Source organism: Mesorhizobium sp. M7A.F.Ca.ET.027.02.1.1, assembly GCF_004022985.1.
Classification (GTDB): Bacteria; Pseudomonadota; Alphaproteobacteria; order Rhizobiales; family Rhizobiaceae; genus Mesorhizobium.
Genome location: NZ_RZOL01000087.1, coordinates 1 through 18,043, shown reverse-complemented (window position 1 = coordinate 18,043; position 18,043 = coordinate 1). Strand labels below are relative to the sequence as shown.

Below are 18,043 nucleotides of genomic sequence, written 5' to 3'. Positions count from 1 at the left end.
CATCATCAAGGCGGCCGGCGCCATCCCCGGCATCAAGGTCGATGCCGGCGCCAAGCCGCTGGCCAGGTTTCCCGGCGACACCATCACCGAAGGCCTCGATGGCCTGCGCGAGCGCCTTGCCGATTACTACAAGCTGGGCGCCCGCTTCGCCAAATGGCGAGCGGTGATCGACATCGACCAGGCCAAGGGCGTGCCCTCGGCCAATTCGATCGGCTCGAACGCCCATGCACTTGCCCGCTATGCCGCCCTTTGCCAGGAGGCCGGCATCGTGCCGATCGTCGAGCCGGAAGTGCTGATGGACGGCGCCCACGACATCGATACCTGCTACGACGTCTCGAAGGCAACGCTGATCAAGCTTTATGACGAGCTCCATGCGGCTGGCGTCCTGCTGGAAGGCACCATCCTGAAGCCCAACATGGTGCTGGCCGGCAAGAAATCGGGCAAGGTGAGCAGCCCGGAAGAAGTCGCGGAAAAGACCATAAAGCTGTTTCGCGAGACCGTGCCGGCAGCGGTGCCGGGCATCGCCTTCCTCTCCGGTGGCCAGGAGGACGAGGAGGCGACCGCCAACCTCAACGCCATCAACGCCATCGGCCCGCACCCGTGGAAGCTGACCTTCTCCTACGGCCGCGCGCTGCAGGCCGCGCCGCAGAAAGCCTGGAGCGGCAAGGCCTCGAATGTCGCCGCCGGCCAGGCCGCCTTCACCCATCGCGCGCATATGAACCATCTGGCGGCGCTTGGAAAATGGAAGGCGAGCCTGGAACAGGCCGCCTGATCAAAATCCTTCCGTCTTGCCTTTGAACCCGGGCCGATGCGCCCGGGTTTTTGTTTGCCCGGACTTGGGGCAGAGCCTCTCCGTCCTTATTTCCTCTCCGGCGATGTCGGTTTGCGCCCATCCCGAACGTCCTTGGGATGACATTCAGGGAGAGGTTCATGCATCGCAACAAGATCGTTTCGCGCGAAGACTGGTTCCAGGCGCACAAGGCGCATCTGGCGCGCGAGAAGGAATTGACGCGGTTTCGCGAGCGGATCGCCGCTGAACGGCGTGAACTGCCCTGGCTGAAGATCCGGAAAGACTATGTCTTCGAGACCGAACAAGGGCCGAAGAGACTGACCGACCTGTTTGGCACCAACAGCCAGCTGATCGTCTATCACTTCATGTTCGGGCCGGGCTGCGTCAATCATTGCGAGGGCTGCTCATTCCTTGCAGACCATATCGACGGCGCCAATCAGCATCTGCGGCATCACGACGTGTCGCTGGTCGTGGTTTCGCGCGCTCCACTGGCGGAACTTCTGCCTTACAAGCAGCGCATGGGCTGGAAGTTCGACTGGGTGTCGTCCTATGCCTCGGATTTCAACTTCGACATGCAGGTCTCCTTCACCGACAAGCAGATCGCCGCCGGCGACACCACCTACAATTTCGAGACCCGTCCACGGACATCGAAGGAGCTTCCCGGCACCAGCGTTTTCTACCGGGACGAGAACCGCGACATCTTCCTCACCTTCATGTCGCGCGCCCGCGGCGGCGAGGCGCAGATCGGCGCCTACGACTATCTCGACATGACGCCGAAGGGCCGCAACGAGAACGGCCCCTATCACGGACTGATGGATTGGGTGCGGCTGCACGATGAATATCAGGGCAAGCAAGCGGGGCAGGCGAGTTGCTGCGATTGAAGAGCGTTCCCGCCGACCAAAACATGCGCTAAGGCTGCCGCTGATCGTTTAACGGTACTGCTATGCGCTTCCCGTCCCTACTCACCTGGCTCGCCTTCCCGGTCTATATCTGGCAAGGCCTCGGCGTGCGACGCCGCACCACGCGCATGCTGCCGGCGCAAGGGCCGGTCATGCACGAAATATCAGGCAAGGCGCCTGATATCTCGCTTCTGGTGCTGGGCGATTCGTCCGCCGCGTCGGTCGGCATAGGCAATTCGGAACATGGGCTTGCCGCGCAACTCGCCGTGCTGATTTCACAAAGCACAGGCCGCACCGTGCGCTGGCGGGCGGCCGGCTTTAATTCGGCAACGTCGGGCCAGATACGCGACCATGTCCTGCCCAATCTGTCGGCCGAACCGTGGACGCATATCGTGTTGGCCATCGGCACCAACGACACCAAGAATTTTCACTCCGTGCCGCGCTTCAAGAAGGAGTTCGGCGGCCTGCTCTACGGCCTGCGCGCCAAATGGCCGGAAGCACGCGTGGTGTGGTCGCCGGTGCTGGAGTTCACGCGGGCTCCGGCCATGCCGCCGCTGCTCGGAAAAATCCTTGAGATTCGCGCCACCGACATGAACCGGATGGGCGAACGCCTTTGCCTGGAGCGCGGCGCGGTGCCGGCGCCGCGCCTGCCGATCACCAATCCGGAAGCCCGCTTTGCGTCGGACGGCTTTCACGCCTCGGAAGCAGGCTACCGGGCCTGGGCCGAGCATCTGGTTGGCCCGGTGCTTGGCAATTGAGCACCGACGACAAGTGCCGTCCTACGTCAAATGCCCGAGCACGGCCGCCAGGGAAATCGCGGCCATGGCGAGCAGTGCCAGTTTCCAGAAATCACCACGTCGCTTGAGGCCCGGCCAGCCAAGCGGCTTGATCAATTGAATGACCATGAAACCGACGATGACAAGGGCGAGAAATTTCGTCATGCCGCCTTTGACCAGCAACGCGCCCGGCTGTCAAAGCACGTCGTTCATTGCCTGAGAAAGAACGACGCCGCGATCCTGGGTCGGAACGCGGCGCCCGCCTGCCGGTGGCAAACGATCTACTTCAGCGGCTTGAGGCCGGCCTCGATCGAAGCGCGCTTCGGTTCGAGGAATGGCGGCAGGGCAAGACTTTCCCCCAGTGTTTCCAGCGGCTCGTCGGCGGTGAACCCCGGTCCATCGGTGGCGATCTCGAACAGGATGCCGTTCGGCTCGCGGAAATAGAGAGAACGGAAATAATAGCGCTCGACCTCGCCGCTCGACGGCAGCCGAAACTCGGCCAGCCGCGCCGTCCATTGATGCAGCGTCTCCTGGTCCGGCGCCCTGAAGGCGACATGGTGAACCGCACCCGCGCCTTGCCGTGCCGGCGCCAGTCCCGGCTGCACCAGGACATGCAGCTCCGCCGCCGGCCCGCCCTCGCCCATTTCGAAGACGTGAACCTCCCCCTCCGGCGAGGCATAGTCGCGCGCCTTGCGCATGTTCATCACCTTGGTCACCACCGCCTCGGTGTTGGTGATGTCGGGAACGCTGATGACGATCGGCCCGAGCCCGCGTATCTGGTGCTCGACCGGTACCGGGCTTTGCGCCCAGGGATGGCTGCCGCCCTTGCCGCCATCGCTGACCAGGCGCAGACGCTGGCCCTCGGGATCTTCGAAGTCCAGTGACGCATAACCGCCGATGTCGGCGATCTCTCCTGTTGCCAGGCCTTCGTCGGTCAAGTGTTGCTTCCACCAGGCAAGGCTCTCCCGGTTGCCGACCCTGAGGCTGGCCCGCACGATGCTGTGCGTGCCGCGCCGCTCGCGGCCGACCGGCCAGTCGAAGAAGGTAAGGTCGGTGCCCGGCGTCGCTTCGCCGTCGGCATAGAAGAGGTGGTAGGCCGAGGTGTCGTCCTGGTTTACGGTCTTCTTGACCAGCCGCAGACCCAGCACCTTGGTGTAGAAATGAAGATTGCCGGGCGCATTGGCGGTGATGGCGGTCAGATGGTGGATACCTGTCAGTTGCAAGCTCATGGTCGTCTCCCTGCTGTTGGGGAAAAATTTTCTCCCTTCATATCAGACCTGCGGTCACCTCGCTGAAGGCCGCGTATCCCGACAGTCCGTCGCCGGAAGCTGAACAGCGGCACCGAATACAACGCCGTCTCTATGAACAATCGGAAGTCGCAAACCTGCCTTGAGGCACCGGTCGATGCGGCGAGAAGCGATGCCTTGCCTGCGGCGCGCGCACTGTCCGGAACTATTGTTCGCCCCCTGCCATCCTCCTGACAGACTGCTGTCAGGAGGGGTATGCGATAGTGCCTCTACACAGAGAGAGGAGACTAGCCATGAACGGTTATACCATTCTGCGCGGCATGCAGCACTATGTCGGCAAGATCCGCACGATGCGCAACGAGATCCGCACCCAGCGGTTCATGAACTCGCTGCCGGCGGACATTCGTAAGGATATCGGCTGGCCGGACATGTATGCGGACCGTGGCCCTCGCGGCAATTGAAGCCAATTTTTCGACCCGGCGATTGGATGTCGGCGCGTCAACGCCCAGATAACAGGTCCGGTGCGCGAGGATGGGAGCGAGCTTATGCCCGAACAGAAGACGATCGGTTTCCTTTTCATCGAAGGTTTTGCCGACTGGGAGTATGGGCTGCTGGCGGCCTCCGCAGTCGAATGGTTCGGTGCCCGTGCCATGTCGCTGACACCGGATGGCAAGCAGGTGACCGGGATCAGCGGCTTTCGGCTGATCCCCGATCGCTCAACAGGCGCCAGCGAGAATGCCGATCTAGATGCCATTGCCGTCATTGGTTCCGACCAGTGGACGGGCAAGGCACCGCCTGATGTAGGCGACCTGCTTGCAGCCATTGCATCGCGCGGCGGTGTGGTCGGCGGTATCTGCGCCGGCACGCTGGCGCTGGCCCGAGCCGGCCTGTTCGAGAAGACCAGGCATACCAGCAATGGCCGCGACTGGATCAATGGTCATGAGGCCGGTTATGCCGGTGCCGAGAACTACCAGGATGTGCCGCATGCCGTAGCCGACGGCAAAATTGTTTCCGCGCCAGGTTCGGCACCAGGCACCTTCGCACTCGCCTTTCTGAAGACGCTCTACCCCGAAAGAGGCGGCGATCTCGCGCGGATGCGGACACTGTTTGCCAAGGAATATGCTGAAGGCTCCTGACAGTATGCTGTCAGGAGGGCCGTGCAATGGTGCCAGCTTCGGACACCGCGCATTGGCGTCAAAGGACGATCGATGAAGAGTTGGAACGACAGACTGAGCACACCAGGCATCAACGGCGTGAAGCCAACGCCGCGCACGATGGCCGATGTCGTCGAAGGCCAGCCTATGCTGGTGCCGACGGCGCGCCAGATTGATGATTTCATCCGCTCGATTCCCGAAGGCATCGAGATGGATGTGCGTGCGCTACGGACAGCACTTGCCATCCAGCATGGCGCCGAAGTGACATGCCCGGTCACCATAGGCTATCATCTGCGCACTGTTGCCGAAGCCGCCAACGAGGACCTCCAGCGCGGCATGGCGCTGAGTGACGTGGCACCGTTCTGGCGCGTGCTCGATGCGAAAACACCGACGACGAAGAAACTGTCCTTCGGCGCGGAGTTCGTCGCCGCGCAGCGCAAGCGCGAAGGGCTGAAACCATGAGGCACGCCGCCCAAAAGTGTTCTGCGGTTTTGGGATAACGGCATGCGCGAAAACACGATGCCGTGCCGTCCAAAAGTGGACATCAGTTTTGGGCGACATGCATAGAGACAACGCCGAGGGACCATACGATGCGCCGCGCCGACAGGCTCTTCCAGATCGTGCAGCATCTGCGCGGTGGCCGACTGGTCACCGCCCACAAGCTCGGCACGTGGCTCGAGGTTTCCGAGCGAACCATCTATCGCGACATTGCCGACTTGCAATCGACCGGGGTGCCGATCGACGGCGAGGCCGGCGTTGGCTACATGATGAGGGAGGGTTTCGACCTTCCGCCGCTGATGTTCACGCGTGACGAGATCGTCGCGCTGGTCGCCGGCGCCCGCATGGTGCGCGCCTTTGGCGGTGCCGCCATGGCGAGGGCCGCCGACGAGGCGCTGGTCAAGATCGGCGCCGTATTGCCCGATGCCGAGAAAGACCGCATCGCCCGCACCGAGATCCACACACCGATGTGGGTGGTCAGCGACGCCGCCCGCGAGGCGATCGACCTGATCGAGCGCGCGGTCGAAAAACGCCAGGTGCTGACCATCGACTATTCCGACGAGGCCGGCCGCGGCACCGCCCGCGATATCCGCCCGCTCGGTCTGTGGTTTTGGGGCAAGGTGTGGACGCTGGTCGCCTGGTGCGAGATGCGCGACGATTTTCGCGCCTTCCGCATCGATCGCATCGCCTCCGTGGTCATCGCCGGCCGCATCTTCAAGCCGGAGCGCGGCAAGCAGCTTGCCGACTTCTACCGCGCGGTGGAACGCAGCGAGGACTATGGCATGGCGCCGGATCGCGCTGCGCGCAGCTGAGTTGTTGACCCCATAAAAAAGCCCGCTCGAAGCGGGCTTTTTTTCTTGGAATATCAGACAATCTCACTCGTCGTCGTCATTGTCCGTGTTCTTCGACTTCAAGGCCGAGAGCTTGGCGAACACGGCGTTGGCGTCGAGTTCGGCATCCTCGTCCTTCGGCTTCTCGGGAGCCGGCACCAGCCGCTCGGTCAGGGCCGCCGGCAGCAGCGTGTCGCCGACCGGCTGCGCCTGTTCGCGGCCGCGCGAGGCGCGATTGACTTCCATGTCGAGGTCGATCTGCGATGCGAGGCCCAGCGTCACCGGGTCCATCGGCTGCAGATTGGCCGAATTCCAGTGCTTGCGCTCGCGTATCTGTTCGATCGTCGACTTGGTGGTGCCGACGAGACGCGAGATCTGCGCATCCTTGAGCTCGGGATGGTTGCGCACCAGCCACAGAATCGCGTTCGGCCGGTCCTGGCGCTTCGACAGCGGCGTGTAGCGCGGACCCTTGCGCTTGGATTCAGGCACCCGCACCTTGGGGTCCGAAAGCTTCAGGCGCTGGTTCGGATCCTTCTCGGCACGGGCGATCTCGTCGCGGGTCAGCTGTCCGGTCATGATCGGGTCCATGCCCTTGATGCCTTGCGCCGATTCACCGTCGGCGATTGCCTTGACCTCGAGCGGGTGCAGCCCGCAGAACTGCGCGATCTGCTCGAAGGAAAGTGCGGTGTTGTCGACCAGCCAGACAGCGGTCGCCTTGGGCATCAGCAGCGTATTGGCCATTTACAAATCCTTCTCGTTCGCCCGCGTTCCCGCGCGGGCGGTGGTTTAGAGCCACCAAAATGGGAAATTCGCGGTCTGTATAACCGCTCTCGGGTCGTTTCGCAACGTTTTTGGAAGCGGCCGGCGGGACAACGCTCGCGCCATTGCAGTAGGCCGGGCCGAGTGTGCGCATGATCCAAATGCCATGCGGAGAGTTGAGGTCAACCGCGGAGCGCTGTCGAGCCATGCTCGGTACTACTGGCCAAAAAAGACAAAACCCGCCGGACTGGGTCCAGCGGGCTCGGAACCGGCGACGGCAAAACCGTCTGCTTCGGCTCTTGCTTCTACGGCATGGTCCGCTCCTTGGAGCAAACCATGCTCAAATCAGATGGCCTTGCGGGCGATCATTTCGATGTCGGCGCGGTTGATGCCGAGATCGCTGAGCTGACGTGCGTTGAGACGGTTCAGTTCGCGGACGGTCTCGGTGTACATACGCCAGTTACGGAAAGCGCGGATCGGGTTCATGGTAGTCCTCCAAATTGATGTTCGTTTCGATGGTGCTCAAATAGGCGTCATCGATGAGGACTTGAATGGCTGATTTTGCATAGCAATGATGCAAATGCTGCATTGCAGCATTAAGCTTCTGTTCATCTTGTAGGCAGCGAGGCGCTGACCTCGCTCGCTGTCAGCCGACGTCGAGCACGATCTTGCCGATGTGTTCGCCGTCCTCCATCCGCTCATGCGCCCGCCAGGCTTCGCTGAGCGGGAAGATCATGTCCATGACAGGAGCAACCTTGCGCGTGCCGAGCAACGGCCACACCTGCGCTTCCAGCGCCGCCGCGATCGCCGCCTTGAACTCGACGGTGCGCGGCCTCAGCGTCGACCCGGTGTGGGTAAGCCGCTTGACCATGATTTTCGAAAAATCCGCGCTTGCGACAGCGCCGGCCTGCACGGCGATCTGGACGATCCGCCCCTCGACCGCAGCGGCCTCGTAGTTACGCCCCACATAGTCGCCGCCGACCATGTCGAGGATGACATTGGCGCCCTTGCCCCCCGTTGCCTCCTTGACCGCGGCGACGAAATCCTCCTCGCGATAGTTGATCGCCCGGTCTGCGCCGAGCTTCAGGCAGGCGTCGCATTTCTCCTTGCTGCCCGCAGTGGTGATGACATAGGCGCCAAAGGCCGAGGCAAGCTGGATTGCCGTCGTGCCGATGCCGGACGAGCCGCCATGGACGAGCAGCGTCTCGCCTTTCTTGAGGGCGCCACGCTCGAACACATTGTGCCAGACGGTGAAGTAATTCTCCGGCACCGCCGCGGCTTCGGTATGGGTGAAGCCGGCGGGCAACGGCAGCACGCTCCCGGCATGCACCTTGACATATTCGGCATAGCCGCCGCCGGGCGTCAGCGCGCAGACGCGGTCGCCAATGCGCCAGCGCGATATGTCGTCGCCAAGGGCCGCCACTTCGCCCGACGCCTCGAGGCCCGGCAGGTCCGACGCGCCGGGCGGCGGCGGATAGGCGCCCTTGCGCTGCTGGATATCGGGCCGGTTGACGCCGGCGGCATGCACCTTGATCAGGATCTCGCCGGGGCCGGGCTGCGGCACGTCGCGTGTTTCCGGCTTCAGGACCCGAGGGCCACCCGGCTCCGAGATCGCGATGGCCGTCATCCTTGCCGGAATTTTCTGTCCGCTCGCCATGAGATTTCCCGTCTTTCCTCGCCGTTATCCGATCGGCTGTTTGCATCGACGCCCCTGCCCTATGTATGCTGATTGCCAAATCAGGCAAATGGCCAATCTGGTCTTGGCGGAGGAGGAGCGACGATGGCGATCTTCGACGACGAACCCAAGAAGAAGGCACGCCCGCACGAGATCGGGCAGGACCTGTCACTGCTTTCCGTCGGCGACTTGACCGAGCGGATCGGCATACTGCGCGACGAAATTGCCCGCCTGGAAGCCGAACTCAAGGCCAAGGACACCACCAAATCCGCGGCCGAAGCACTGTTCCGCCGCGGATAGGCGCGCTGGCGCAAAGCCCGCCGCCGAAAAGCCCGAATGCGGCTGTCTTCAGACCCAGCGTCCCCGCCAAACCTGAGCCGGATCAAACAATGTTCGCAACCTACCGACCGATCCTCTCGCTGCTTCGCGGCACCGCTTTCCTGCTCGCGGCATCTGGATTGCATGGACTGCTCTTGCCCCTGCGCGGTCAACTGGAAGGTTTCTCGACCGCATCGCTCGGCCTGATGGGCACGGCATGGGCCGGCGGCTTCGTCACCGGCTGCTTCTTCGCACCGCGCATCGTGCGCCGCGCAGGCCACGTTCGCGCCTTTGGCGCCTTTGCCGCATCCGGCGCCATCGTGGCGCTACTGACCGGGCTGATCATCGACGAATATGTCTGGATCCTGCTGCGCGCCTTCACCGGCTTCACCATGGCCGGTGCCTTTATGGTCATCGAAAGCTGGCTGAACGAGAAGGCCACCAACGAGAACCGCGGCACCGTCTTCGGCCTCTACATGATGGTCACCTATGCCTCGATCATGGGCGGGCAGATGATCGTCGCCGGCGGCGACGTGAAGTCCGCGTCGCTGTTCATGATCACCGGCATCCTGTTTTGCCTCTCGCTCATTCCGACGGCGGTCTCGACCGCCTCGCACCCCAAGCCGCTGCAGGATGTCTCACTTGATGTCAGAGGCCTTTATGCCAATTCGCCGGTGTCGGCGGTCGCTTGCGTGTTGATCGGCATCGCCAACGGCGCCTGGGGCACGCTTGGCGCCGTCTATGGCGCCCGCATCGGCATTTCCACGGCCGAGATCGCCCTGATGATGAGCCTTGTGGTCGTTGCCGGTGCCGCCATGCAGCTTCCGGCCGGGCGTCTCTCCGACAAGACCGACCGCCGTTTCGTGCTGGCGGGGGCGGCTTTCGGCGGGGCTTTGTTCGCGCTCTTGATCTTTCTGTTCGAGCCGCGCTCCGGCGTCTTCGTCATCGTCTTCACTGCCGCCTATGGCGCCTTCGCCTACACGCTCTATTCGATTGCCGTGGCGCATGCCAACGACCACGCGCGCTCGGAGGATTTCGTCAAGGTATCTGGCGGGCTGTTGCTGCTCTACGGCTTCGGCACGATGATTGGACCCTTGCTCGCCGGCGCTTTGATGGGCTGGATGCGCCCGGAAGGTCTGTTCCTGGCGACCGCCTTGGCGCATCTCTGCCTGGCGGGCTACACGCTGCTGCGCATCAGCCGCCGCGCGCCGGTGCCGATCGGCGATCGTGATGCCTTCAAGACGCAGCCGGCCGACCGTTCGGTCACCCCGGAAGCATTGCGGCTCGATCCCAGAAGAAAAGCAGAAGCAGACGGTTGAGATTCGAAAGGCTTTGCCTCACTAATACAGGCATGATGTTTTCCGACGCCTTCATGGCGATTGCCGATCCCAATCGGCGCCATCTTCTGGAAGAACTTCGCCGCGGCCCGAAAACCGTCACCGAACTGGCCGCCGGCTTGCCGGTGTCGCGCCCGGCTGTTTCGCAGCATCTAAAAGTGCTGCTCGATGCCGGGCTGGTCCACGCCAAGCCGGAAGGAACAAGGCGCGTCTATACGGTAAGCGGCACTGGCTTCCTCAAACTCAACATCTGGCTCGATCAGTTCTGGGAAGCCTAACCCCGATCAACCGTTGTTGTAGGGGAAGAACTTGAAGTAGGGCTTCGCCTCCTCGATCACCCGGGCGAAGGCGGGGCGCTGCAGCAGGCAGTCGTGATAGCGCTTCACAGCCCGATACTCGTCGCCGAACGGCTCGACCTTGTTGGCATAGAACAGCGCCGGGGACGCCGCGCAATCGGCCATGGTGAAGGTGTCGCCCATCGCCCAGATCTTCGACTGCATGTCTTGTTCGATGATGGCATAGGAATTGCGAAGCTGGTCGCAGGCCTGCTCGACGCCGAACGGGTCAGTCTTGTCCTGCGGCCGCAACCGATCGCCGACGATCTTCTGCATCGGCTCCTGCACATAGAAATCATAGAAGCGGTCGGCTTGGCGAACGGCCAGCGCCAGGTCGATGTCGGCGGGAACGAGGTCGACTGGCCCCGGATAATGCGCGGCCAGATATTCGACAACGATGGTCGATTCCAGCACCGTGCGGTTGCGCGCATCGTCGCGCAGCGCCGGCATCTTGCCGGCCGGCGAAATCTTCAGGAAGGCCGCGCGCGACTGAGCATCGCCAAGATCGACGATGACAGGCGTGAACGGCGTGGCGTTCTCGTACAGCGCGATCAGCGGCTTCCAGCAGAAGGAGGCCAGCGGATGGAAATGAAGCGTCAGGGACATTTTTTGCTCGCCTGTTTCCTGGTTTATCGGTGGCCGGCGCCGGGCACGCTCGTCATAGGTTAAACACTGCGGCAAGCATTGCTCGTCAAGACCTGCTTTTGCCGCTTCAAGCGGCGTGGGCGACGATGCCGGCAACAATCATATCCCAGTCGTTTGGATGCAGCTCGTGGCCGCCACCTTCGATCCGGATGATTTTCGCGCCGGTGACCGCCTTGGCCAGCGCCTTGCCATGTTCGACCGGAAAGACCGGATCGGCCGTGCCGTGGATGACCAGCAGCGGCGACGCGATCTCGTGCAGGCGGCCTTTCCACGCGTCGCCGCCCCTGAGCATGAAATGGTTGGTGGCGCTCAGGAAGCCGCCGGAGCGGTCGTAGTCTTGCTCGACGAAGGCACGCATCCGGGCTTCGTCGAATGGGTGCGCGATGCTGGCGATCGCCCGCGCGTCCCTGACGATGAAATCGACCACCTGGCCACGGTCCGACCAATCGACTTTGACGCCCTCGGCCGAATGCTCGATATAGGCATCGCTCGTCTGCGGCAGGTGCGAAGTGTCGGTTCCCACGGGCGTGCTGCTGATGACGGTCAGCGATGCGACACGGGACGGGTGTTCCAACGCCACAAGCTGCGCGATCATGCCGCCCATCGACATGCCGACGAGATTCGCCTTGCCGATACCGTGGTCGTCGAGAACGCGCATTGCATCGTCGGCCATATCATCGAACGTGTAGGGCGGCTCTCCCGGCTTGTATTTGGTCGAACGGCCGGTATCGCGATTGTCGTAGCGGATCACGAACAGGCCGGCATCGGCCAGTTCCCGGCAAAACGCCTCCGGCCACCACAGCATCGAGGCCATCGCTCCCATGATCAGCAACAGCGGCGGGTTCGCCGGATCGCCAAAGGTTTCGGATATGATTTCGGGGCGTTCGGTCGTCGTCACGGTGCGGCCTCCTCTCCTGCAATACTGATTGCATTTTGCAATCGGTTGCACGATAATAAAACCGATACGATAATGCAACCGGTTTTGGAGAAAAAATCTCATGAGTATGGATCGCCGGTCCGGGTGTCCGATCAACCTGTCGCTGGAAGTGTTCGGCGATCGCTGGAGCCTGATCATCCTTCGCGACATGATCTTCGGCGGCAGGCGTCATTTTCGCGAGCTGCTCAACGGATCGATGGAAGGCATCGCCTCCAACATCCTCGCCGACCGGCTGAAGCGGCTGATGGAACTGGGCATGCTGACCAAAGCCGACGACCCCTCGCACAAGCAGAAGGCGATCTACAGCCTGACCGAAATGGCGATCACGCTGGTGCCGATCCTGGCCCATCTCGGCGCCTGGGGCCGCGTCTGGCTGCCGGTCAGCGAAGAACTCTCGATCCGCGCCGAACTTCTGGAAAAGGGCGGACCGCCGATGTGGGACAAATTCATGGACGAGTTGCGCCATGAACATCTCGGCAAGCCGCTCGATACCGCGTCGGGTCCTTCTGTCCGCGCCACCTTGCAGGCCGCCTATGAAGCCCTGGTTGCCAGCAAGGCTCTCGCCGCCGACTCTGCCGCTTGACCAACTTATTTTCCCGTTTGGGGCCCGGCTCTGCTAGAAGAAGCGGAAAATCACAATTCACGGGATTGGATAAGGTCTTGGTTGAGAACTCTCGGGATGCTGCCCGCGCACGCGCCGACCTGCGCTTCAAGAAGCAGGAAGAGGCGGCAACCGTCCGCCAGAAGGCGATGGCCGAATACGTCGCCGAGAGCGACGCCCGCCAGGCCAAGACCAACAAGCTGCGGGCGCTGCGTCTCGCCAAGGAAGCCGAAGACCTCGCCAACGCGCCGGCGGAACCTGCCAAGAAGCCGGCCCGCGCCAAGAAAAAATAACCTGAAGCCGCACAGGCACCAACTCCTATCCGGGAGGCTGTGACGGTCGCTTCCATCCCACCTTTTCACGCGAAGCAATTTCAACCGAAACCGGGATGTTATCTCGCCCGTCGACGGTCGATGATCGACGCCTTTCAGACAGGAGACCGCCATGACCGCACTGCCGCTCGAAAAAGCCAGGCAAATCATCGATGCCGCCTTTGCCAAGGGCTCCGATCTCAAGCTTAAGCCGCTTGGCGTCTCGGTGCTCGACGCCGGCGGGCATCTGGTCGCCTTCCAGCGCCAGGATGGCGCCTCGTTCCTGCGCCCGCAAATGTCGGCCGGCAAGGCCTATGGTGCGCTCGCCATCGGCATGGGCTCGCGCAAAGTCGAGGCTTTCGCCAAGGAGCGCCCGCACCTCGTCGCCGGCATCTCGGACGTCTCTGGCGGACGCGTATTGCCGGTGGTCGGCGGCGTGCTGATCCGCGACAAGGCCGGAGCCATCATCGGCGCCGTCGGCGTTTCAGGCGACACGTCGGACAATGACGAAGCCGCGGCCATCGCCGGCATCGAGGCCGCCGACTTCACCGCCGATCCGGGCTGAGCGTCGGGGAACTTCGTCATCCACGGCGGAGCAGGAGCGAAGCTCCGTCGCGGAGACCCGAGGATCCATTCCGTAACATCAGCCGTAGAGTGCAGCGGAGCAGAATTCTGGACCGCTGAAACGCTCACGTGTCGCGGCATGGATCCTGGGGTCTGCGCCGCGTCGCTACGCTCCTTGCTACGCCCCAGGATGACGACGTTACGGGCGTTTCCGACAACTGTCAGCGCAAGCGCCCGTCAAACTTCCGCCTTCCGCGCTGGGGACCTAATTCAGATTGATGTCTCGGCTGGCCGATCGCATCGACACTGCGAATCCGGCCAGCACGTCGAACAGCGCGATGACCATCAGCGTGAAGAAGACGGAATGGGCCGCGCCCTTCACCAGCAGGAACTCGACCAGGAAGGCCACGAACACCAGCGTCGACAGAAGATGGTCCATGATCGAGGCGTTGGTCGTGCGCACCGACTTCGCCATTTCGAGGAACAGGAAGACCAGCCCGATCAGTATCATCAGGTCGCCCAGCGTCATCGAGAACACGCCGCCCGACATCATACTGAAGGAGAAGACCTCGCTCGCCCAAGGATCGTCACCACTGCCGAAAATTCCCAACAGTCCGAGGTTGTAGAGCACGAAAGGCACGATCAGCAGCGGAATGGCACCGAACATCTGGCGTCTCCATGTGGGGGCAATCCTTTGTAGAATGCGCCACAGGCACGCCGTCAAGATGTTTCGATGGCAGCGTTGAACACGGTCGAAGACCGCACGCAACAACCATGTCAGCCGGTTGCCGGCCGAAGGATTTGCAACGCCTGCGGTGCACGCCTCGAAATGCGCTGCCGGCCGGCTCAAACGCAAAAGGACCAGCCACCGGCCGGTCCTTATGGAAATTCAAACCTTTGAAAAAGCTGGTCTCAGCTTTCCTTGGGCGTCAACACCTGACGACCGCGATACATGCCGGTCTTCAAGTCGATGTGATGCGGACGGCGCATTTCGCCGGAATTCTTGTCCTCGACATAGGTCGGGGCCTTGAGGGCGTCGGCCGAGCGGCGCATGCCGCGCTTGGACGGAGAGGTTTTACGTTTCGGAACGGCCATGGATATGCTCCACTACATGGTCAAAAGCCCCGCCCGCCCTCGTGAAAGGGCCATGTCGGGGCCTAAATCTGAGAAAGTCGGGTGCCTATACACGCCCTGTGCCGTTTTGGCCAGCACTGGCGCGAATTTTTTTGGATCGGCTAGCGGAGACAACCGACATAGGCGCCGGAGCGGCCGGCGCGCCGCTCGATCAGATTGGCGAGCCGCCTCAAGCCAGGCCCGGGTTTGGCCGGATTGCGGGCGATCGGATTTGGCAAGGAAACCGCAAGCAAGGCGGCCTGCCGTCGCGACAGCTGTTTTGCCGAAACGCCAAAATGGTGCTGTGCCGCGGCCTCGATGCCGTAGATGCCCGGCCCCCACTCGGCGATGTTGAGGTAGATTTCCATGATGCGCCGTTTCGACATCACCGCATCGAAATAGACGGCCAGCGGCAATTCGACCACCTTGCGCACCGAGCCCAGCGGCCGCGACCACAGAAACAGGTTCTTTACCGTCTGCATGGTGATGGTCGAGGCACCGCGCGTCGCTTCGCCGGCCAGCGCGTCGTCGACGACGCCTCTCAGCTCGCCGAGATCGACGCCACGATGAAAGCAGAACTGCCCATCCTCCGACATGATGACGGAATTGGCCAGCACCGGCGACACGTCGTCGATCGACACCCAGCGGCGGTCGTAACCGGAGAACGTCGCCAGATCCTTCAACATCAGCGTCGAGACAGGATGCACGAAGAACGGCAGGTAGAGAAAGGTCAGCACGACCGGAATCAAAGCCAGCACCGCGGCCACGACGATGCCGCGCCGGACCCAGCGTTTGAGACCGCGGCGATTTACGCCTCGCGATCTCGTCGCCATGTCCAGCTTTTCGGTTTCATGATCGACGATCGGTTCCGCCAAGCCGCCCAACCCGTGCCAGAGAGCTCGTTTTGAAACGCGCTCCTGTGAGTCATGTGACGGTGTTTTCGAGAACCGGAGCGGAGCGTACATTAGAGTACGCAAGCACCGGAAGCGCAGAAAACGCCCTCAGATGACCGCAGGAGCAGAGTTTCCAAACGGGCTCATACTGCTCCGGCATAATGGCGCTTGCCTTCTTGCGCAACGTCTGAGTGTCGGCTACCGGTCCCGGCCATGACGAATGACGACCAAATGGCGTTCGAAATGGCGCTCATCCGACGCGCTGCCGCCGTCGAGGTGCTGCTGCGGCGGCTGCTCGACGACCGCGCGCTTTCGGGCGAGATCGCCCGGCCTGAGCGGTTGATGGCAGCCATGCGGCACGGCGTGCTGAACGGCGGCAAGCGCCTGCGGCCCTTCCTGGTCATGGAAAGTGCCGCCCTTTTTTCCGCCGATGGCGAGGCGGCACTGCGTGTCGCCGCCGCACTTGAATGCGTGCATTGCTATTCGCTGGTACACGACGATCTGCCCGCCATGGACGACGATGACCTGCGTCGTGGCCAGCCGACCGTGCACAGAGCCTTCGACGAGGCGACCGCCATTCTGGCTGGCGATGCCTTGCTGACGCTGGCCTTCGACATCATCGCCGGCGAGGCGACCGCCCTGCCGGCGGAGCGGCGGGCGGCCCTGGTGCTGGCGCTGGCCCGCGCCGCCGGACCCGGCGGCATGGTCGGCGGCCAGAAGCTCGACCTCGAAGCCGAACAGACGCCGCCGGACGAGGCCGGCATCATCCGGCTGCAGGCGATGAAGACCGGCGCTCTGATCCGTTTCGCCTGCGAGGCAGGTGCCCTCATCGCCGGCGCCCCGGCCGATGACCGCGAGCGGCTGGCCGAATTCGGCTCGGCGATCGGTCTTGCCTTCCAGCTTGCCGACGACCTGCTCGATTTGACCGCCGATGCCAGCCAGATGGGCAAGGCAACCGGCAAGGACGCCGCCGCCGGCAAGGCGACGCTGGTGGCCTTGCATGGTCCGAATTGGGCGCGCAGCCAGTTGCACGGCCTTGTCGCACAGGCGCATGCGCTGCTTGAGCCCTATGGCGACGATGCCCAATTGCTGAAAGAAGCGGCGACGTTCGTGGCGACCCGCACCAGTTGAGGTTGGCGCCAACCGAGATATCGAGCTGACTAAAGTTCGCTCATCCTCCGCCGGCCAATTCAGAAATAGAACTTGAGCGGAAGCCTGCCGAGGCAGAGGATCGACATCGCTTTGCCATCCGCACGGCACGCACGCGGTGCGGGTAGAGTTGGAGGGGTGCCATGTCGACCACCGACAAGCTGTTCAGCGGTTCCATTGCCGAGGTCTACGACCGGGCGATGGTGCCGCTGATCTTCGAGCCGTATGCACGGGATCTGGCAGAGCGGGTGTCGAAGCTCGGGCCGCAATCGGTGCTCGAAGTGGCGGCGGGCACCGGTGTGGTGACACGTGCGATGGCAGCAAAGTTGCCGGCGCAAGCCCGCATCGTGGTCACCGACCTCAACCAGCCCATGCTCGACCACGCACGCACGCGGATGGCGGACGATCCTCGGATCACCTGGCGGCAGGCCGACGCCCAGGCGCTGCCCTTCGAGGACGCAGAGTTCGACGCCGTGGTTTGCCAGTTTGGCGCGATGTTCTTCCCCGATCGGGTGGGCGCCTACGGCCAAGCGCGGCGGGTGATGCGGCCGGGCGGGCACTTCCTGTTCAACGTCTGGAGTGCCATCGAAGACAACGAGTTCGCCGAGGAAGTGACGCGGGCGCTCGGCCATTTTTTCCCGGCCGATCCGCCGCGCTTCATGGCGAGGACGCCGCACGGCTATCACGATGCGGACGTCATCCGCGCCGACCTTCATGCCGCCGGCTTCGGTAACATCACCATAGAGCCGCTGGATGCCGTCAGCGCCGCTTCGTCGCCATATGAGGCGGCCACGGCCTATTGCCAGGGCACACCCCTGCGGGCTGAGATCGAGGCGCGCGGCGGCTCGCTGGAGGAGGCGACGCGATACGTGGCGAATGCCCTTGGGAAACGGTTCGGGGAAGGTCCGGTGCGTGGCCGCATCCGCGCCCTCGTCGTGGAAGCGGCCTAGGCGTGCTGTCCATCCGGCGGTTCGCATGGCCTGCCTGCCCGCACGAACGAAATTTTAATGTAAATGAAGCGTAATCCCGGCCATTAAAATGGTGCGTATGTGTTGGGGTTGCGCATGCCTGAATATTCGTCCTTCATCCGGTCGGTCCGGATCCGCTATATTTCAGGGTTGCTGATCTTCGCGCTGGCTTCCGCCGGCATCGTGATTGCGCTTGACCGCGTCAATTCCTTTCGCCGCGACATCGATGCGCTGAGCAGCAACC

25 protein-coding genes are annotated in these 18,043 nt (G+C 62.9%); 15 read left to right on the top strand and 10 right to left on the bottom strand.

Annotated elements, in window-relative coordinates; all coding sequences use genetic code 11:
* The 3 genes from EN749_RS12630 to EN749_RS12620 form a co-directional block, all read left to right on the top strand.
* On the top strand, positions 1 to 772 hold a 772-nt coding region (locus EN749_RS12630; protein WP_128363254.1), incomplete at its 5' end, for a class I fructose-bisphosphate aldolase.
* A 158-nt stretch (positions 773 to 930) separates the two neighbouring features.
* Complete coding sequence (locus EN749_RS12625; RefSeq protein ID WP_127809073.1) at positions 931 to 1,671, top strand: thioredoxin family protein; 741 nt, start codon at positions 931 to 933, stop codon at positions 1,669 to 1,671.
* Positions 1,672 to 1,733: 62 nt separating this feature from the next.
* Entirely contained in the window at positions 1,734 to 2,447 is a 714-nt protein-coding gene (locus EN749_RS12620) for an SGNH/GDSL hydrolase family protein (protein ID WP_127396048.1), read from the top strand.
* Between the two features lie 21 nt (positions 2,448 to 2,468).
* Here the strand turns inward: EN749_RS12620 and EN749_RS12615 are convergent, their stop codons facing one another.
* Both EN749_RS12615 and EN749_RS12610 read right to left on the bottom strand, forming a co-directional pair.
* Positions 2,469 to 2,630 carry a hypothetical protein gene (locus EN749_RS12615; RefSeq protein ID WP_023810961.1) on the bottom strand — a complete coding sequence of 54 codons (162 nt, stop codon included), beginning with the start codon at positions 2,628 to 2,630 and terminating at the stop codon, positions 2,469 to 2,471.
* 116 nt (positions 2,631 to 2,746) lie between these two features.
* Complete coding sequence (locus tag EN749_RS12610) at positions 2,747 to 3,694, bottom strand: ring-cleaving dioxygenase (protein WP_127396049.1); 948 nt, start codon at positions 3,692 to 3,694, stop codon at positions 2,747 to 2,749.
* Positions 3,695 to 4,005: 311 nt separating this feature from the next.
* Between EN749_RS12610 and EN749_RS12605 the strand changes: the two genes are divergently transcribed.
* The 4 genes from EN749_RS12605 (at position 4,006) to EN749_RS12590 (ending at position 6,176) form a co-directional block, all read left to right on the top strand.
* Entirely contained in the window at positions 4,006 to 4,173 is a 168-nt protein-coding gene (locus EN749_RS12605) for a hypothetical protein (RefSeq protein WP_013529241.1), read from the top strand.
* Between the two features lie 84 nt (positions 4,174 to 4,257).
* Positions 4,258 to 4,848, top strand: a complete 591-nt coding sequence (locus EN749_RS12600; RefSeq protein WP_127396050.1) for a DJ-1/PfpI family protein — start codon at positions 4,258 to 4,260, stop codon at positions 4,846 to 4,848.
* A 72-nt stretch (positions 4,849 to 4,920) separates the two neighbouring features.
* The gene (locus EN749_RS12595) at positions 4,921 to 5,328 is read left to right on the top strand and encodes a hypothetical protein (protein ID WP_128363253.1); all 408 of its coding nucleotides are present in this window, start codon (positions 4,921 to 4,923) and stop codon (positions 5,326 to 5,328) included.
* Positions 5,329 to 5,456: 128 nt separating this feature from the next.
* A complete protein-coding gene (locus EN749_RS12590; protein ID WP_127809070.1) occupies positions 5,457 to 6,176 on the top strand; it encodes a YafY family protein in 720 nt (239 codons plus the stop codon).
* A 63-nt stretch (positions 6,177 to 6,239) separates the two neighbouring features.
* Here the strand turns inward: EN749_RS12590 and EN749_RS12585 are convergent, their stop codons facing one another.
* The 3 genes from EN749_RS12585 to EN749_RS12575 all read right to left on the bottom strand — a co-directional run bounded on the left by EN749_RS12585 (position 6,240) and on the right by EN749_RS12575 (position 8,610).
* The gene (locus EN749_RS12585) at positions 6,240 to 6,935 is read right to left on the bottom strand and encodes a DUF1013 domain-containing protein (protein ID WP_023810957.1); all 696 of its coding nucleotides are present in this window, start codon (positions 6,933 to 6,935) and stop codon (positions 6,240 to 6,242) included.
* 363 nt (positions 6,936 to 7,298) lie between these two features.
* Positions 7,299 to 7,439 carry a DUF1127 domain-containing protein gene (locus tag EN749_RS12580; RefSeq protein ID WP_127396322.1) on the bottom strand — a complete coding sequence of 47 codons (141 nt, stop codon included), beginning with the start codon at positions 7,437 to 7,439 and terminating at the stop codon, positions 7,299 to 7,301.
* Positions 7,440 to 7,599: 160 nt separating this feature from the next.
* Entirely contained in the window at positions 7,600 to 8,610 is a 1,011-nt protein-coding gene (locus tag EN749_RS12575; protein ID WP_128363252.1) for an NAD(P)H-quinone oxidoreductase, read from the bottom strand.
* Positions 8,611 to 8,733: 123 nt separating this feature from the next.
* Here EN749_RS12575 and EN749_RS12570 point away from each other — a divergent pair, with 123 nt between their 5' ends.
* The 3 genes from EN749_RS12570 to EN749_RS12560 are packed head-to-tail and all read left to right on the top strand — an operon-like array spanning position 8,734 to position 10,561.
* Complete coding sequence (locus tag EN749_RS12570) at positions 8,734 to 8,928, top strand: DUF1192 domain-containing protein (RefSeq protein ID WP_128363251.1); 195 nt, start codon at positions 8,734 to 8,736, stop codon at positions 8,926 to 8,928.
* Positions 8,895 to 10,265, top strand: coding sequence for an MFS transporter (locus EN749_RS12565; RefSeq protein ID WP_348629350.1), 1,371 nt, complete (start codon positions 8,895 to 8,897; stop codon positions 10,263 to 10,265). Before EN749_RS12570 ends, EN749_RS12565 begins: the two co-directional genes overlap by 34 nt.
* Before the next feature lie 32 nt (positions 10,266 to 10,297).
* A complete protein-coding gene (locus EN749_RS12560) occupies positions 10,298 to 10,561 on the top strand; it encodes a metalloregulator ArsR/SmtB family transcription factor (RefSeq protein WP_013529232.1) in 264 nt (87 codons plus the stop codon).
* A 6-nt stretch (positions 10,562 to 10,567) separates the two neighbouring features.
* Here EN749_RS12560 and EN749_RS12555 read toward each other — a convergent pair whose 3' ends face one another.
* Positions 10,568 to 11,224: a glutathione S-transferase family protein gene (locus tag EN749_RS12555; RefSeq protein ID WP_127396325.1), complete on the bottom strand. Its 657-nt coding sequence runs from the start codon at positions 11,222 to 11,224 to the stop codon at positions 10,568 to 10,570.
* A gap of 106 nt (positions 11,225 to 11,330) precedes the next feature.
* Positions 11,331 to 12,161 carry an alpha/beta hydrolase gene (locus EN749_RS12550; RefSeq protein WP_127396326.1) on the bottom strand — a complete coding sequence of 277 codons (831 nt, stop codon included), beginning with the start codon at positions 12,159 to 12,161 and terminating at the stop codon, positions 11,331 to 11,333.
* Positions 12,162 to 12,261: 100 nt separating this feature from the next.
* On the opposite strand from EN749_RS12550, the gene EN749_RS12545 reads away from it, so the two are divergent.
* The 3 genes from EN749_RS12545 to EN749_RS12535 all read left to right on the top strand — a co-directional run bounded on the left by EN749_RS12545 (position 12,262) and on the right by EN749_RS12535 (position 13,677).
* Positions 12,262 to 12,783: a helix-turn-helix domain-containing protein gene (locus tag EN749_RS12545; protein ID WP_127396327.1), complete on the top strand. Its 522-nt coding sequence runs from the start codon at positions 12,262 to 12,264 to the stop codon at positions 12,781 to 12,783.
* Between the two features lie 77 nt (positions 12,784 to 12,860).
* A complete protein-coding gene (locus EN749_RS12540; protein WP_027037125.1) occupies positions 12,861 to 13,094 on the top strand; it encodes a hypothetical protein in 234 nt (77 codons plus the stop codon).
* A gap of 151 nt (positions 13,095 to 13,245) precedes the next feature.
* Positions 13,246 to 13,677 carry a heme-binding protein gene (locus tag EN749_RS12535; protein ID WP_128363249.1) on the top strand — a complete coding sequence of 144 codons (432 nt, stop codon included), beginning with the start codon at positions 13,246 to 13,248 and terminating at the stop codon, positions 13,675 to 13,677.
* Positions 13,678 to 13,941: 264 nt separating this feature from the next.
* Here EN749_RS12535 and EN749_RS12530 read toward each other — a convergent pair whose 3' ends face one another.
* The 3 genes from EN749_RS12530 to EN749_RS12520 all read right to left on the bottom strand — a co-directional run bounded on the left by EN749_RS12530 (position 13,942) and on the right by EN749_RS12520 (position 15,673).
* Positions 13,942 to 14,343, bottom strand: a complete 402-nt coding sequence (locus tag EN749_RS12530; protein WP_023810946.1) for a hypothetical protein — start codon at positions 14,341 to 14,343, stop codon at positions 13,942 to 13,944.
* 245 nt (positions 14,344 to 14,588) lie between these two features.
* Positions 14,589 to 14,771: a 50S ribosomal protein L32 gene (rpmF, locus tag EN749_RS12525; protein ID WP_008834724.1), complete on the bottom strand. Its 183-nt coding sequence runs from the start codon at positions 14,769 to 14,771 to the stop codon at positions 14,589 to 14,591.
* 140 nt (positions 14,772 to 14,911) lie between these two features.
* Positions 14,912 to 15,673 carry a transglycosylase domain-containing protein gene (locus EN749_RS12520; protein WP_127271462.1) on the bottom strand — a complete coding sequence of 254 codons (762 nt, stop codon included), beginning with the start codon at positions 15,671 to 15,673 and terminating at the stop codon, positions 14,912 to 14,914.
* Positions 15,674 to 15,895: 222 nt separating this feature from the next.
* Here EN749_RS12520 and EN749_RS12515 point away from each other — a divergent pair, with 222 nt between their 5' ends.
* Together EN749_RS12515 and EN749_RS12510 are read left to right on the top strand one after the other, a co-directional pair.
* Positions 15,896 to 16,813, top strand: coding sequence for a polyprenyl synthetase family protein (locus EN749_RS12515; protein WP_127809067.1), 918 nt, complete (start codon positions 15,896 to 15,898; stop codon positions 16,811 to 16,813).
* A 161-nt stretch (positions 16,814 to 16,974) separates the two neighbouring features.
* Positions 16,975 to 17,781, top strand: a complete 807-nt coding sequence (locus tag EN749_RS12510; protein ID WP_128363248.1) for a class I SAM-dependent methyltransferase — start codon at positions 16,975 to 16,977, stop codon at positions 17,779 to 17,781.
* The last annotated feature ends 262 nt before the right edge of the window (positions 17,782 to 18,043 follow it).

What these genes read in the sequence shown, in the direction of transcription:
- EN749_RS12610 (WP_127396049.1), bottom strand. Translation starts at nt 3,694, where the DNA reads ATGAGCTTGCAACTGACAGGTATCCACCATCTGACCGCCATCACCGCC.
- rpmF (WP_008834724.1), bottom strand. Translation starts at nt 14,771, where the DNA reads ATGGCCGTTCCGAAACGTAAAACCTCTCCGTCCAAGCGCGGCATGCGC.
- EN749_RS12600 (WP_127396050.1), top strand. Translation starts at nt 4,258, where the DNA reads ATGCCCGAACAGAAGACGATCGGTTTCCTTTTCATCGAAGGTTTTGCC.
- EN749_RS12585 (WP_023810957.1), bottom strand. Translation starts at nt 6,935, where the DNA reads ATGGCCAATACGCTGCTGATGCCCAAGGCGACCGCTGTCTGGCTGGTC.
- EN749_RS12590 (WP_127809070.1), top strand. Translation starts at nt 5,457, where the DNA reads ATGCGCCGCGCCGACAGGCTCTTCCAGATCGTGCAGCATCTGCGCGGT.
- EN749_RS12570 (WP_128363251.1), top strand. Translation starts at nt 8,734, where the DNA reads ATGGCGATCTTCGACGACGAACCCAAGAAGAAGGCACGCCCGCACGAG.
- EN749_RS12545 (WP_127396327.1), top strand. Translation starts at nt 12,262, where the DNA reads ATGAGTATGGATCGCCGGTCCGGGTGTCCGATCAACCTGTCGCTGGAA.
- EN749_RS12575 (WP_128363252.1), bottom strand. Translation starts at nt 8,610, where the DNA reads ATGGCGAGCGGACAGAAAATTCCGGCAAGGATGACGGCCATCGCGATC.
- EN749_RS12535 (WP_128363249.1), top strand. Translation starts at nt 13,246, where the DNA reads ATGACCGCACTGCCGCTCGAAAAAGCCAGGCAAATCATCGATGCCGCC.
- EN749_RS12580 (WP_127396322.1), bottom strand. Translation starts at nt 7,439, where the DNA reads ATGAACCCGATCCGCGCTTTCCGTAACTGGCGTATGTACACCGAGACC.
- EN749_RS12625 (WP_127809073.1), top strand. Translation starts at nt 931, where the DNA reads ATGCATCGCAACAAGATCGTTTCGCGCGAAGACTGGTTCCAGGCGCAC.
- EN749_RS12515 (WP_127809067.1), top strand. Translation starts at nt 15,896, where the DNA reads ATGACGAATGACGACCAAATGGCGTTCGAAATGGCGCTCATCCGACGC.
- EN749_RS12620 (WP_127396048.1), top strand. Translation starts at nt 1,734, where the DNA reads ATGCGCTTCCCGTCCCTACTCACCTGGCTCGCCTTCCCGGTCTATATC.
- EN749_RS12555 (WP_127396325.1), bottom strand. Translation starts at nt 11,224, where the DNA reads ATGTCCCTGACGCTTCATTTCCATCCGCTGGCCTCCTTCTGCTGGAAG.
- EN749_RS12615 (WP_023810961.1), bottom strand. Translation starts at nt 2,630, where the DNA reads ATGACGAAATTTCTCGCCCTTGTCATCGTCGGTTTCATGGTCATTCAA.
- EN749_RS12560 (WP_013529232.1), top strand. Translation starts at nt 10,298, where the DNA reads ATGATGTTTTCCGACGCCTTCATGGCGATTGCCGATCCCAATCGGCGC.
- EN749_RS12595 (WP_128363253.1), top strand. Translation starts at nt 4,921, where the DNA reads ATGAAGAGTTGGAACGACAGACTGAGCACACCAGGCATCAACGGCGTG.
- EN749_RS12510 (WP_128363248.1), top strand. Translation starts at nt 16,975, where the DNA reads ATGTCGACCACCGACAAGCTGTTCAGCGGTTCCATTGCCGAGGTCTAC.
- EN749_RS12530 (WP_023810946.1), bottom strand. Translation starts at nt 14,343, where the DNA reads ATGTTCGGTGCCATTCCGCTGCTGATCGTGCCTTTCGTGCTCTACAAC.
- EN749_RS12605 (WP_013529241.1), top strand. Translation starts at nt 4,006, where the DNA reads ATGAACGGTTATACCATTCTGCGCGGCATGCAGCACTATGTCGGCAAG.